This is a genomic window from Jeongeupia wiesaeckerbachi (assembly GCF_050916355.1).
Classification (GTDB): domain Bacteria; phylum Pseudomonadota; class Gammaproteobacteria; order Burkholderiales; family Chitinibacteraceae; genus Jeongeupia; species Jeongeupia wiesaeckerbachi.
The window spans coordinates 1,227,352-1,241,449 of record NZ_CP136946.1 but is presented as its reverse complement, the minus strand read 5'-3'; the positions used below and the strand labels follow the sequence as shown (position 1 = coordinate 1,241,449).

The window sequence follows — 14,098 nt, the reverse complement described above, 5'->3', positions numbered from 1 at the left end:
TGGCGGGGCCGAAACCATGAAACACGCCAAACCGTTTCGGGCCCCGCTGTTCGAGCGTCTGGCCGATGACGCGCCGGACCAGCACACCGACCTCACGCCGCACTGGCACTACGACGTCGACGAAGTCCTGCGATCCATCCGTACCGAACTCTCGCAATTGCTCAACACCCGTCGCGAAACCATCCAGAACCCGCATCCGCTGAGCGTGATCGATTACGGCGTCGACGACTGGAGTGCCTTCGCGGCCACCGCACCACAACAACAACGCCGGATCGAAAGGCAGCTGGCCGAAGCCATCCGCCGTTTCGAGCCACGCATTCATGAACCGCAAGTACGTCTGGTCCCATTGCCGGGGCAGGCGCAGCGGCTCGGCGTGCAGGTCAGCGGCAAGGTCGTCGGCCACGCGACGATGCTGCCGGTCATGCTGCTCGATACCCATCACGAAACGGTTGCGCCATGAGCAGTGATTCGATCGACCCGCTGCTGCTCGACTACTACCAGCGCGAACTCACCTGGCTGCGCCATGCCGGCGCCGACTTCGCCGCACATTACCCGAAGGTCGCACGGCGGCTCGATCTGTCCGGCGAGGAAAGCACCGACCCGCATGTCGAGCGCTTGCTCGAAGGTTTTGCATTCCTGAACGCCCGGTTGCAGCGCCGGCTGGACGACGACTTCTCCCAGCTCACCGACGCGCTGCTCGAACAGCTCTACCCGTATGCGCTGCGGCCGATGCCGTCGGCGGGTATCGTGCAGTTCGAGCCGGATGCCACCAAGGGCAGCCTGGTCGAGGGCTACGCGATTCCCCGCGACACCGCGCTATACGCGACCACCAACACCGGCGACAGCATCCATTTCCGCACCACGGCGCCGGTCACTGTCTGGCCGATCGAGATATCCGAAGTCAGCTTGCTGCCGACCGAAGAGGCGCAGGGGCTGACGTCGATGGGCGACGCCCGCGCGGCACTGCGGCTGCGCATCCGCTGCCAGGCCCCTCACCGCTGGTCCGAACTCAAGCTGACGTCGCTGCGGGTTCACCTGGCCGGCTCGCCCATCAGTGCCGCTACGCTGTACGACCTGATGTGTGCCCACGCGATCGGCGTATTCGTCGCACCGGAAGGCATGCCGGCCCGCTACCAGCCCGATGCCTTGCCCAAGCCAGTCGGCTTCGACACCGACGACGCGCTGCTGCCGCTCGAAGACGGCGTTCTGCCGGCCTATCGCCTGCTGCTCGAGTACTTTGCCTTCCCGGCGAAGTTCATGTTCTTCGACCTGCCGATCCGGATCCCGGCCGATGCGGGCGAGCACCTCGAGCTGGTGATCGCCTTCGACCGCGCGCCGTCGCAACGGCTGACCTTGCGTCCCAGCGACATCGCCCTGGGCTGCTGCCCCGGGCTCAACCTTTTTCCACGCACGTCCGAGCCGCTGCGCCCGGACGGCACCCGCAGCGAATACCGGCTGGTCGCCGACAGCCACCGCGAAAGCAGCCATGAGATCTACGCGGTCCGCCAGCTCCGGGCCGGCAACAACGAGGGCGCCTACGTCGCGCCCGCCTATTTCGAGTTCAGCCACGGCATGCAGGCCACCGGGACATGGTGGCATGCTCGCCGGGTCAGCGGCGTCACCCGCGGGCGTCCCGGCAGCGAAATCCTGGTGACCTGGGTCGATGAAAACTTCGATCCGGACAGCACGCCGAACCACACGCTGACCGCCGAGCTGCTCTGCACCAACCGGGGGCTGGCCGAAGGCCTGCCGGCGGGCACCTCGCTGTCATTCCAGCGCACGGGGCCGGTCGCCCGGGCGCGGCTATTGAGCAAACCGACGCCGCAAACCCCGGCGCCGCTCGCCGGTGCCTCGCGCTGGCGGCTGATTTCGCAGCTATCGCTCAATCACCTCTCGCTGGTCGAGGACGCCCAACCGCTGGCCGCGCTGCAGGAGATCCTCGCGCTCTACAACCTCAACGACAGCCAGACCGCCCGCCAGCAGATCACCGGCATCACCCGGCTGGAGACGCGCCGCGCCGTCGCCCACGTCGGCCGCCAGGCGTGGCGAGGCTGGCGCAACGGACTCGAAGTGCGGCTGACGCTGGACGAGGTCAACTTCACCGGTACCAGCCGCGTGCTGTTCTCGGGCGTCGTCGGCCATTTCCTCGCGCAATACGCCAGCATCAACCGCTTCGTCCGCACGGTCTTGGTCGAACAGGACAGGGACATCAAAACATGGCAACCCTTGGTCGGCGATCCGCTGATACTGTAGTCGAACGGCTCTACCGCGAAACGCATGCGTTCGAATTTGCGCAGGCGGTCGCACTACTGCACCGGCTCGATCCGGCCAGCACGCCGCCCGGTCATGGCGTCGATCCGCGGCAGGAAACCGTGCGCCTGCGCGGCCCGCTCTCTCCCGCCTTGCCCACCGGCGCCCTGGGCCCGCTGCGTGCCGCGGCCTACCCGGACCAACGCCCCACGCTGCCGGTCCACCTGTTCGGTCTGGGCGGTCCGGACGGCCCCTTGCCCTACGCCTATCAGGAATGGCTGCAGGCGCGCCGCGCCCGCAAGGACCCGACCCCCACCGCCTTTCTCGACCTGTTTCACCAGCGCCTGCTGGGGCAGCTGTACCGGACGCTGCAAAAATACCGGATCGCGGCGCCGTTCTCGCCGCCGGGCCACAGCGCAGCGCATCAGCTATTACGGGCGCTGACCGGCCTGCTGCCGCGCGCACTGCACGAACGCCAGGGCGTGCCCGATGCCGCGCTGCTGACGCGCACCTCTATCCTCGCCAACCGGCGCCGCTCGGCAAGCGGCTTCCAGAGCATCGTCCGTGGCCACTTCGGCATCGCCGTGCGGATCGACCAGTTCGACGGAGCCTGGAGTCCGCTGCCGGACAATGTCTGCACACGGCTTGGACGGCGTGGCGGCAACAACCGCCTCGGCCGTGGCGCCCTGGCCGGCGCGCGCATCTGGGACGAGCAAGCCGGCATCCGCATCCAGCTCGGGCCGATGTCGCTGACAAGCTATGTGAGTTTTCTGCCCAATGGCCAGCGCCACCGCGAGCTGATGGCGCTGGCGCGTTTCTACTTCGGCATCGACATGGCGTGCCGGCTGATTCTGCAACTGGCGCCGGAGCAGGCACCCAAGCCGATACTGCGCAAACAGGCGCCCATCCTGCTGGGCCGGACCAGCTGGATGGCCGGCAAACGCAGCCAGCCACACCGCTGCATCCTGCCCGATACCCAGGAGCCGGCATGGACCTGAGCAGCCTGATCGGCCGGCTCAACGCGCCGTGCCGTGCCGCACTTGAGCGCGCCGCACAGCGCAGCCTGCAGCTGACCCAGTATCACGTCGAAATCGAGCACCTGCTGCTTGAGCTGCTGGCGGTCGACGACGGCGATCTGCGCAGGCTGTTGCCACCGCTCGGCCTTTCGCCCAGCGTGCTGGCCGCCGAACTGCACGCCGCCAATCAGCGCTTTGAACGCGGCAGCACCTATACGCCGGCGCTGGCGAAACCCGTCATCAGCTGGCTGCAACAGGCTGCCGAGCGTGCCAACGGCCAGATCCGCACCGGCTTGCTGCTGCTGGTACTGCTGGACTCGGCACTACGCCAGCATTTGCCGGTCGGCGGCGCGCTGGCGGCGCTGCCGGCGGACACATTGCGCAACCACTGGCGCGGCTGGGCCGCCGAATCGATCGAGGCGATGGACGATGCCCCCGACGGCACGCCGCCCCAGCCGGCAGCGCCGATCGCCGACTCGGTCCTTGATCAGTACACCCAGGACCTGACTGCCGATGCGCGGAACGGGCTGATCGATCCGATCATCGGCCGCGATCAGGAAATCCGTCAGTGCATCGACATCCTGCTGCGCCGGCGCCAGAACAACCCGATCCTCGTCGGCGAGCCCGGGGTCGGCAAAACCGCCATCGTCGAAGGCCTGGCCTTGCGCATCGCCAGCGGCGACGTCCCGCCGCCACTGCGGAACGTTTCGGTGCGCACGCTGGACCTCGGTCAGCTGCAAGCCGGCGCCGGCATCAAAGGCGAGTTCGAACTGCGGCTCAAACGCGTCATCGACGCCGTGCAACGCGCCGCCAACGTGATCCTGTTCATCGACGAAGCGCACACGCTGATCGGTGCCGGCGCCGGCGAAGGCCAGAGCGACGCCGCCAACCTGCTCAAACCGGCACTCGCGCGCGGACTACTGCGGACGATCGCCGCGACAACCTGGATCGAATACAAGAAGTATTTCGAGCGCGATGCTGCACTGGCGCGGCGCTTTCAGCTGATCCGAATCGACGAACCGACCGAAACGGTCGCCACCGAGATGCTGCGCGCCGTCACCACCCGGCTCGAACAGCATCACGACGTCCGCGTGCTCGACGTCGCGATCCGCGAGGCCGTACGGCTGTCGCTACGTTATCTGTCGAGCCGGCAACTGCCCGACAAGGCGATTTCGGTGCTCGATACCGCGTGTGCCCGCGTCGCCCTCGCCCAATACGACACGCCGCCGCGCATTGAAACGACCCGACGCAATCTGGCGTCGATCCAGACCGAACTGGCGCGGCTGCAGCGCGAACAGGCCAGCGGCCACGAGCATACGGCGCGCATTCTGCAGCTTGAAGCCGAATCGGCCGGACAACAAAAAGAACTGCGTCTGCTCGAAACCCGTTGGCACACCGAACTCGCCGCAGTTAGCGAGCTGCTGCGTGTCCGAAGTACCTTCGAAACGCTGGCCGACGAAGCCCGCGAGCTCGGCGATGCGGTCCCGCCCGAACTCGACCTGCAGCTGGCAACCGCATCGGCCGAGCTAGCGCGGCTCGAACAGGGGCTCAGCGTCATTCGCGACGGCGAACCGATGGTCCCGGAGCACGTCGACGTCCGCGACGTCGCCGCCGTCATCGCCGACTGGACCGGCGTCCCGGTCGGCAAGATGCTCGACGACGAAGCCCACGCCATCCGCACGCTGGCGCAGCGGATGGGCCAGCGGGTGATGGGCCAGGAGGCTGCGCTGAACACCATCGCCCAGCGCATCCAGGCCTGGCGCGCCGGCCTGACCGACCCGCAGAAACCGGTCGGCGTCTTCCTGCTCGTCGGCCCCACCGGCGTCGGCAAAACCGAAACCGCCTACGCGCTGGCCGACGCGCTGTACGGCGGCGAGCGCAACCTGATCACGATCAACCTCGCGGAATACCAGGAAGCGCACAGCGTCAGCCTGCTCAAGGGCGCGCCGCCCGGCTACGTCGGCTACGGCACAGGCGGCGTGCTGACCGAAGCGGTGCGGCGCAAACCGTTCAGCGTGGTGCTGCTCGACGACATCGACAAGGCCCACCCGGACCTGCTCGCCGCGTTCTGCAAGGTGTTCGACAAGGGCGAGATGGAAGACGGCACCGGTCTGACCATCGATTTCAGGAATACCGTGATTCTCGCCACCAGCAACGTCTGCGTCGAACTGCAAGCCGATAGCCAAATCGCCCAATCGGGCGCAGCCCCCTTCAATCACGCATTGCAAGAAGCGCTACGAGCCGTTTTTCGACCCGCATTTCTGGCGCGGGTGACGGCGGTGAGCTACGGACCGCTGAGAGATGAAGCGCTGGAAGACATTGTCTTGGCCAAAATAGCGCTTTTACGCCGGCGTGACGAGGCTGCGACAAGCCCACGATTCAATTTCGATGCAGGAATCGTTAAAACCGTATTGGAACAATGTGGTTCAGCGGGTGCGCGGAATATCGACAACATACTATTTGCAGAAGTCTCAAAAGCATTTTCAGAATAGAAAATCCACCTCGATCAGGCATCACGCAGAAGGAACTCAAGATGGAGTATGAGGTATACCAAATAAGCCAGCCTCATTATGTGGAGGCGGCGAAGTCTTTTATTGCCCAAGTGGAACTCATGCTCTCAGGCAATCCATCAAATACTCAGGCACAAGATGCCTTGAATATTGCGGAATCCTACGCGACCATCGGCCCCAAAATATACAAATTCATTGCCATTACAAAAGCCGAGCAGAACATTGCTGGACTGATGACGCTAAAAATGGAAGACAGTGCCATCAAGGTTGAGGACGTATGCGCAAAGCCAGGCATGGCCGGTGTCGGCACAAAGCTGATTGAGCGTGCCGTTCAGTTCTCGGAAAAAATGGGGAAAAACGGGAAACTGACCCTGACCGACATGAGCAAGCCCAAGGAAGAGGGCGGACCAAGTTTTTACGAAAAGCTGGGATTCAAAAAACAGGCAGGCGAGCTGCTAAAGAAGGATCTTGATCCCAACACCACACCGGCTATTTGGAAGAAAAAGCCGGGCGGCAAATTATGGAAGAAGCAGTAATGCTATTGTCGCCACCACAACTTATAAAATCAAGACACCTTAATTAAGGACGTCATATGTTTGTTTCAGTACGGCATGTCCCCATAAAAAAACAAACGCACAAAACATCGTGCTGGATCAGCGCGGCACACTACACGCTATGCTATCTGGGCCTACCCGATTTACCTGCATTGAAGACGCTGGAAGATACCCATTACGCCCCTGACTCCGAATCGGCAAGCTCGATGACCGGGGCCGGAAGCCCAGAAAAACTTTTAACGCTATACGGCACTGCACACGGCTACACGGTGACAACCATGAAGCTGGACGATCATGGTGATGGCGAGATCATCGATGCGATATTCAACGCCATCAGCAACAACGTTCCTGTCATTGCCGGAATCAGAAGCTCGCAAATACACGGTTTCGGGCACGCCATCGTCATCACCTCGATAAACAGGTCGACAGGCACCATTGCCTACAAAGACCCGGCCAATATAAACAGCAGCAACCCATTTCTTACGGACATCCGAGTTTCAAGCGTGAAAGAATTCAGAGACGGGTTTTCATACAGATACCACAACGGCCTCCATACCAACATTTGGGCTTTTTGTAGTCGAATCATCACCATTCAAAAAGGCTAAGCCCGCAGGTTGGGCAGAATGAAGAAGCCAAAGATCAGAAGAAGCGCTGACTCAGAAAGCCATGCCCCATATCCAGCCCCCCATAAGCGGAACGGGACAAGGTGGCATGGCTCGGACTTTCCGAAACGACGAATTAAGGTGTAAAGACTGATCTGTTGCTTCAACTTTGATTTTCCCGCATTCGCCGCAACATCGCAGATCCCACAATCGGTTTGCGGCACCACCGATTCACGACAACTTTGCAGGAGCGAAGCATGGACGAGAAGGAACGCTACCAATCACCGGTGCTTTACGGCAATGTGGCCGATTATGATACCGGGCCGGTGCGCTATATCGCGCATTGGCTGTGGTGGGTCGGCGATGCATGCTATTCGCTCGCGGTCGGCAAGGAGCAAGGCAGCGCCGGGCTGGAATCGTCGCCTTTGAAGCATCCGGATCAGAAATTCTGGAAGCAGAAGACCTTGATTGCCAAACCGCACAAGTCCGCCATTATCGTAACGGATTGCAAGCTCCTGCCCTGCAGCAAGGGCAGCGGCTGCGCCTACCATGTGCCGTTCTTGGTCAAAGCACGCCTTGGTGCCGATATCCCTATCGGCGTTTTCTGCCACAGCGACTACGGCGACGGGCTGGGCAAGTTTGGCTATTTCACCGAATCAGGGGCATCAATCAAGGACATCAATTCATCGATGGAAGACATGTTTACCTGGGATTGGGATGCCGACAGCGATGGCGCCACCTACGATGATGAGGAATGACCATGAATTTTTGGGTAGCCATCATTGTCAGAAAGGTTAAAGCAGGTATTGTCGTCAAAAATATCGACGGCCCGGAAGAGCTATTGGTGCGCTGGAGCAAGGCCACCCTCGTCGAAATCAACAGCGTCAGGGGCGTTATCCAGACCAATGATACCGCCTGGGTCGAGAACGAGCTGGAAAAAAGCTATGCCAAGATCGGGTCGTACGTCAAATTGGCCACCGAATCCGAGGATTTTCCGAAGGATGAATCAGAGGTCGAGGCAATCAACTATGACAACCATATCGTTTATGTCTGCGGCCCGGAGGACAATCTGGGAGCGTACAACCCGAGCGTGCTCATTATTTACCACGACTTCAGCAAGCACGTTAGCGCCGGGGATTCCGGGGCGGCTTTTTGTGCCGCGGTCGAGAAGTATTACATTGAACAGCTAGAATTTACCGTCCACAAAATTCATGCCTGCGTCTCGTATACCGATACGCTCGGAAAAATCGCGGCCCTTGGCAAGACGAGGATAGACCGTGTGCTGATCGTCACCCACGGCAATTGCGGTCAAGTCTGGCTGGGCAATCCCAATGCCCCGACACGCGAAGATGCACTGGGTATTCCGACAGAGGGAAAAAATTTCGTTTCGCCGACGGTATTTGGCGAGCAATTGCAGAAACTACTGAGGCCCGGGCTGGCCATTTCCATTTATTCCTGCAATCTGGTTGCCGAGGACGGCCTCGTCATGGTGAGCGAGCTGGCTGCCGCGGCACGTGCGCGCGTCGTCTTTGCGGCCACCGGCGTCGTTCAGCTTCATGCCCACATGGCTGGCATCAGCACCGCCACCTGCCCCGGCGGGCAGGTGCTGGCGATTTATCCCGGCATGAAGGCGCTCGCGTTAAAAGGCGATCAGATTCCGGTGTTTTCGCTGTGAAGCGCTACCTGATCCCGACGCCATGCAATACAGTGCGATTTGCCTGTCGGATCGGATTTGGCCGATGACTGCACCCATGCCGTCGCCGTAAACCACAGCCAGATATCTCTACCCCGGATTCACGCATGCCCCGCCCCACCGACACCAATACCTCGCTCAGCCTCAGCCTCAGCGCCACCGCGCCGCTGGATGCGCTGTACGCCAACGCCTTCAGCGGCCACGAGGCGCTGAACGCGCTGGGCGAGGTCAGCGCGCAGTGCGTCAGCACGACGGCGCTGACGATGAGCGATGCGATCGCCAAGCATCTGACGCTGTCGCTGAACAATGACGACAAGCAGCGCCCGCTCGACGGCCTGTGCGCCGAGATCAGCCAGCTGCCGCTCGACGGCAGCGGCGGCTTCGAGCGGTACGCCGTCGCCTTGCGGCCGTGGCTGTGGTGGCTGACGCTGGCGAGCAACAACCGCATCTTCCAGAACAAGACCGTGCCGGACATCGTCAAGGCGGTGTTCGCGGTGCACGGCTTCAGCGATTACCAGCTCAAGCTCAACGCCAGCTATACGGCGCGCGAGTACTGCGTCCAGTACGGCGAGAGCGATTTCGCCTTTGTCTCTCGCCTGCTCGAAGACGAAGGCATTTTCTATTTCTTCACCCACGCCGCCGGCAAGCACACGCTGGTGCTGGCCGACAACAACGATGCGTTTCCGGCCTGCCCGAATGCCAGCACGCTGGCGTTCAAGCCCGGCGAGATGGGCCGGCGCGAGCTGCACACGATCCGCGGCGGCCAGTTGCGCCAGCAGGCGGTCAGCACCGGCCACCGCACTACCGATTACGAATTCACCACGCCGACGACCGCGCTGTACACGCAGGCGCTGGCCAAGGACGGCCCGCTAAGCCAATACGAGCATCCGGGCGGTTATACGGTGAAAGCCACCGGCGATACGCTGGCCAAGCGCCGTGTCGACGCACTGCGCACGCAGGCGCTGTGTTTCGTCGGCGAGAGCGATTGCCGCTGGCTGATCCCCGGCCACACGTTCACGCTCACCGACCACGACAGCGCCGCGGCCAATATCGAATGGCTGGTGACCGCGGTCACCCATGACGGCGATCACCAGCACTACGCCAACCGCTTCGAGGCGATTCCCAAGGCCACCGCCTACCGGCCGCCGCGGACCACCGCCAAGCCGTATATGCACACGCAGACCGCCACCGTGGTCGGCAAATCCGGCGAGGAAATCTGGACCGACCAGTACGGCCGCATCAAGGTGCAGTTCCACTGGGACCGCGACGGCCAGAACGACGAGAACAGCTCGTGCTGGATTCGCGTGATGCAAGCGTGGACCGGCAAGGGCTTCGGCGCCCAGTTCATTCCGCGCATCGGTCAGGAGGTCATTGTCACCTTCATCGACGGCGATCCGGACCGGCCGCTGGTGACCGGCTGCGTCTACAACGGCGACAACTCCTTGCCGTACGCGCTGCCGGCCAACCAGACGCAGAGCGGCATCAAGACCAATTCGAGCAAGGGCGGCGGCGGCTTCAACGAGTTGCGCTTCGAGGACAAGAAGGACAGCGAGGAAGTCTTCCTGCAGGCGCAGAAGGACTTCACCGCCAATGTCCTCAACGACAGCAAGACCACCATCGGCCACGACGAAACGCTGACGGTAAAGCACGACCGTACGCGCACCGTCAGCGAAGGCAACGACAGCACGACGATCGAGAAGGGCAACCGGACGACGGCGATCAAGACCGGTACCGAAACGCTCGAGGTCAAGGGCACGCGCACGCTCAAGGTCGACGGCGACCAGAGCCACACCACCGGCGGCAAGTTCGAGCACAAGATCAGCGGCGACTACACGCTGACGATCGACGGCAATCTGACGATCAAGGTCGGCGGCACGCTGACGCTGCAGAGCACCGGCGCCTTCAGCGCCAAGAGCGATGGCGCGCTGACGAATCAGGCCGGTACCTCGCTGACCAACAAGGCCGGCACCGCGCTGACCAACCAGGCCGGCACCTCGCTCGACAACAAGGCCGGCACGACGCTGACCAACGATGCCGGCGTCAGCCTGATGAACAAGGCCGCAGCCGAACAGACCGTCGACGGCGGCGGCATGCTCACCGTCAAGGGCGGCATCGTCAAACTCAACTGATGGAAGCATCGTGGCAGCGAACGACGTACAAACACTGGATCTGGAACGCGAGCAAACCCGGCTGACCGGCACCCTGGCCGGCGGTGCCTTGCAGGGCACGCTGCAGATCCGCGACGCCGGCAAGCCGCTGGCGCAACTGGCCTACGAACAGGGCGCCCTGCACGGGCCGTTCCAGTTGCTGCATCCGAACGGCAAGCTGGCGGCGCGCATGCACTACGCCGACAACGCGCTGCACGGCCCGGCCAGCTTCTTCGGCCCCGACGGCAAGTTGCTGCACACGGCCGGCTACCGGCTTGGCGTGCCGCACGGCGACGCCAAGGTCTTCCATCCGGACGGGCAGGTCGCACAGCACAGCCGCTATCGTCAGGGCAAACTGCACGGGCTACAGCAGCGTTTTCACGCCAACGGCCAGCTGGCCGAACGCCACAGCTTCGTCGACGGCAAACCGGCGGGCCGGATCGAAGGTTTCCATACCGACGGCCGCCCGCTCGACGCCGACAACAAGCCGATTTCCCGCCTCGCCTGGTGGTGGCGACGCTGGCAGGGGCACGACTAGGGCACGAGCGTGTTGACCTGACCGGGCGAGACGATCTTGATCACGCCGGCCCAGTTGCACATCAGCGTGCCGCCGGCGCTCAGCGCCGGCATATTGCCGAGCAGCACCGTCGTCGCGCCGCCGGGAATCCACGGCGCCGCCGTCACCGGCACGCACGGCATCGGCGTCAGCACACCGAGCGCGGCCGCCGTCGCCGCGATGACCGTCGGGTTCGCCATGCTCTGGCACATCGCGAACGGCGTGATGTTGACGATGGGGATGTGATCCATCAGCGTCGCCGCCGGCATGCCACCGAGCAGGACGCGATTCACCGGCAGCACGTTCAGCGGTGCCGGCGCCATGCCGAAACTGCATTGCAGCGTCGCACCGGCGCAGACATGGGGCATGGACATCGATCGGGCTCCGAAAGTCAGCGGGCATGGCGCCAGGCCGGCGCGGCTTCGCCCATCTCGTACACAGTGTAAAACAGGCCTCTGCACGTGCGCGGACGAATAGCGATCCGTGCAATCGGCGTGACATGCCCGGCCCATACGCGGCCGCACACCGCCCGGCCCACCGGCGAAACCGATCCGCGCCGCCACCGAGCGGGCCGTGGTACTGGCCTCAAGTACGCAGCAGGAAGCCCGGAGGGCCGGTCGTCAGGCCGAAGCCGGCAAGGCCGGGATTTTTGGCGAATGATGGAAATCAGGCCCCGCTTCGGCGGGATGGTTTCTTCCGGCGACGTGGCGCGCTGCCACGGCCCGCCTGCAACGACGGAGCAAGACCATGACCGATCACGCTATACGCGGCAAAGTCGTCCTGATCACCGGCGGCGCCAAAAACCTCGGCGGCCTGCTGGCGCGCGATCTGGCGCAGCACGGCGCCCGGGCCGTCGCCATCCACTACAACAGTGCCGCCAGCCAGAGCGCCGCCGACGACACGCTCAAGGCGATTCGCGCCGCCGGCGCCGAAGCCGTCGCCTTTCAGGCCGACCTGAGCACCGCCGGCGCCGTCGAAAGGCTGTTCGCCGACGTGATCGCCAGCGTCGGCCGCCCCGATATCGCCATCAACACCGTCGGCAAGGTACTCAAGAAGCCCATCGTCGACGTGAGCGAGACCGAGTACGACGAGATGAGCGCGGTCAACGCCAAATCGGCGTTCTTCTTTCTCAAGGAAGCCGGCAGGCATGTGAACGACCACGGCAAGGTGGTCACCATCGTCACCTCGTTGCTGGGCGCCTTCACACCGTTCTACGCCGCGTACGCCGGGACCAAGGCGCCGGTCGAGCATTTCACCCGCGCGGCCGCCAAGGAATTCGGCGAACGCGGCATTTCGGTCAACGCCATCGGCCCCGGCCCGATGGACACGCCGTTCTTCTATCCGGCCGAAGGCGCCGACGCCGTCGCCTACCATCAGCACGCCGCCGCGCTCTCCGGCCACTCGAAGACCGGGCTGACCGACATCGGCGACGTGGTGCCCTTCCTGCGCCATCTGGTCAGCGACGGCTGGTGGATCACCGGCCAGACCATCCTGATCAACGGCGGTTACACCACCAAGTAGGTCAGCACATCGTCCGGCCATGAAAAAACCCGGCAGGCTGCACGCCATGCCGGGTTTTGCGTCGGTGATCGCGTAATCAGGATCAGACGTTGAACAGGAAGTTCAGCACGTCGCCGTCCTTGACGACGTAATCCTTGCCTTCGGCGCGCATCTTGCCGACTTCCTTGGCGCCCTGTTCACCCTTGTACTGGATGAAATCGGCGAACGAGATCGTTTGCGCGCGGATGAAGCCGCGTTCGAAGTCGGTGTGGATCACGCCGGCGGCCTGCGGTGCGGTGTCGCCGATGTGGATCGTCCAGGCGCGGACTTCCTTCACGCCGGCGGTGAAGTAGGTCTGCAGGCCGAGCAGCTGGTAGGCGGCACGGATCAAGCGGTCCAGACCCGGTTCATCCTGGCCGATTTCGGCGAGGAACTCGGCCTTGTCGGCGTCGTCGAGCTCGGCGATTTCCGATTCGATCGCGGCGCAGACGGCAACCACCGGCGCGCCTTCGGCTTCGGCGTGCGCGCGAACCTTGTCGAGCAGCGGATTGTTGTCGAAACCGTCTTCGGCGACGTTGGCGACATACATCGCCGGCTTGATCGTCAGCAGGCACAGCGACTTGATGATCAGCTTGTCGTCATCGGACAGGCCGGCCGAGCGCGCCGGCAGGCCTTCGTTCAGGTGCGGCACCAGTTTTTCGAGCACCTTGACCAGCGCGATCGCATCCTTGTCGCCGCTCTTGGCCTTCTTGCCGTCGCGCTGGATCGACTTCTCGACCGTCGCCAGGTCGGCCAGCGCCAGTTCGGTGCCGATGACGATGATGTCGTCGATCGGATCGACGCGGCCGGCAACGTGGACGACGTTGTCGTTCTCGAAGCAGCGCACGACGTTGACGATGGCGTCGGTCTCGCGGATGTTGGCGAGGAACTGGTTGCCCAGGCCTTCGCCCTTCGACGCGCCGGCGACCAGGCCGGCGATGTCGACGAATTCGACGATGGCCGGAACGATCTTCTGCGGATTGATGATGCTGGCCAGCTCGCCGAGACGCGGGTCCGGCACTTCAACGATGCCGACATTGGGCTCGATGGTGCAGAACGGGTAATTGGCGGCTTCGATGCCGGCCTTGGTCAGTGCATTGAAGAGCGTCGACTTGCCGACGTTGGGCAGGCCGACGATGCCGCATTTGAGGCTCATCGGGAAAAATCCTTGATCGATCAATCCCCTGCGCACGAATCGCGCTGCGGGGAAAAACGCCGATTGTAGCATTCC

At 63.3% G+C, this 14,098-nt stretch carries 13 protein-coding genes; 11 read left to right on the top strand and 2 right to left on the bottom strand.

The window, feature by feature from the left end; translation table 11 throughout:
* The first annotated feature begins 16 nt into the window (after positions 1 to 16).
* The 10 genes from tssE to R0382_RS06080 all read left to right on the top strand — a co-directional run bounded on the left by tssE (position 17) and on the right by R0382_RS06080 (position 11,310).
* Entirely contained in the window at positions 17 to 460 is a 444-nt protein-coding gene (gene tssE, locus R0382_RS06125; RefSeq protein ID WP_432723263.1) for a type VI secretion system baseplate subunit TssE, read from the top strand.
* Positions 457 to 2,253, top strand: a complete 1,797-nt coding sequence (gene tssF / locus R0382_RS06120; RefSeq protein WP_432723261.1) for a type VI secretion system baseplate subunit TssF — start codon at positions 457 to 459, stop codon at positions 2,251 to 2,253. Before tssE ends, tssF begins: the two co-directional genes overlap by 4 nt.
* A complete protein-coding gene (tssG, locus tag R0382_RS06115; protein ID WP_432723259.1) occupies positions 2,217 to 3,248 on the top strand; it encodes a type VI secretion system baseplate subunit TssG in 1,032 nt (343 codons plus the stop codon). The genes tssF and tssG overlap by 37 nt, the downstream gene beginning before the upstream one ends.
* On the top strand, positions 3,239 to 5,758 hold the full coding sequence (gene tssH, locus R0382_RS06110; RefSeq protein WP_432723257.1) for a type VI secretion system ATPase TssH: 2,520 nt from the start codon (positions 3,239 to 3,241) through the stop codon (positions 5,756 to 5,758). Before tssG ends, tssH begins: the two co-directional genes overlap by 10 nt.
* A gap of 41 nt (positions 5,759 to 5,799) precedes the next feature.
* Entirely contained in the window at positions 5,800 to 6,312 is a 513-nt protein-coding gene (locus tag R0382_RS06105; RefSeq protein ID WP_432723255.1) for a hypothetical protein, read from the top strand.
* 56 nt (positions 6,313 to 6,368) lie between these two features.
* Positions 6,369 to 6,935: a papain-like cysteine protease family protein gene (locus R0382_RS06100; RefSeq protein WP_432723254.1), complete on the top strand. Its 567-nt coding sequence runs from the start codon at positions 6,369 to 6,371 to the stop codon at positions 6,933 to 6,935.
* Between the two features lie 254 nt (positions 6,936 to 7,189).
* Positions 7,190 to 7,690, top strand: a complete 501-nt coding sequence (locus R0382_RS06095) for a hypothetical protein (RefSeq protein WP_432723252.1) — start codon at positions 7,190 to 7,192, stop codon at positions 7,688 to 7,690.
* A 2-nt stretch (positions 7,691 to 7,692) separates the two neighbouring features.
* Entirely contained in the window at positions 7,693 to 8,607 is a 915-nt protein-coding gene (locus R0382_RS06090) for a hypothetical protein (protein ID WP_432723251.1), read from the top strand.
* Between the two features lie 125 nt (positions 8,608 to 8,732).
* Positions 8,733 to 10,754: a type VI secretion system tip protein TssI/VgrG gene (gene tssI / locus R0382_RS06085; protein ID WP_432723249.1), complete on the top strand. Its 2,022-nt coding sequence runs from the start codon at positions 8,733 to 8,735 to the stop codon at positions 10,752 to 10,754.
* A gap of 10 nt (positions 10,755 to 10,764) precedes the next feature.
* Entirely contained in the window at positions 10,765 to 11,310 is a 546-nt protein-coding gene (locus tag R0382_RS06080; protein WP_432723247.1) for a toxin-antitoxin system YwqK family antitoxin, read from the top strand.
* On the opposite strand, the gene R0382_RS06075 is transcribed toward R0382_RS06080, so the two are convergent.
* Positions 11,307 to 11,702 (bottom strand): DUF4280 domain-containing protein, encoded by a 396-nt coding sequence (locus tag R0382_RS06075; protein ID WP_432723245.1) that lies wholly within the window; start codon positions 11,700 to 11,702, stop codon positions 11,307 to 11,309. The genes R0382_RS06080 and R0382_RS06075 overlap by 4 nt on opposite strands.
* A 373-nt stretch (positions 11,703 to 12,075) precedes the next feature.
* Between R0382_RS06075 and R0382_RS06070 the strand changes: the two genes are divergently transcribed.
* Positions 12,076 to 12,849 (top strand): SDR family oxidoreductase, encoded by a 774-nt coding sequence (locus R0382_RS06070; RefSeq protein ID WP_432723243.1) that lies wholly within the window; start codon positions 12,076 to 12,078, stop codon positions 12,847 to 12,849.
* Between the two features lie 82 nt (positions 12,850 to 12,931).
* Here the strand turns inward: R0382_RS06070 and ychF are convergent, their stop codons facing one another.
* On the bottom strand, positions 12,932 to 14,023 hold the full coding sequence (ychF, locus tag R0382_RS06065) for a redox-regulated ATPase YchF (RefSeq protein WP_432723242.1): 1,092 nt from the start codon (positions 14,021 to 14,023) through the stop codon (positions 12,932 to 12,934).
* Positions 14,024 to 14,098 lie beyond the last annotated feature (75 nt).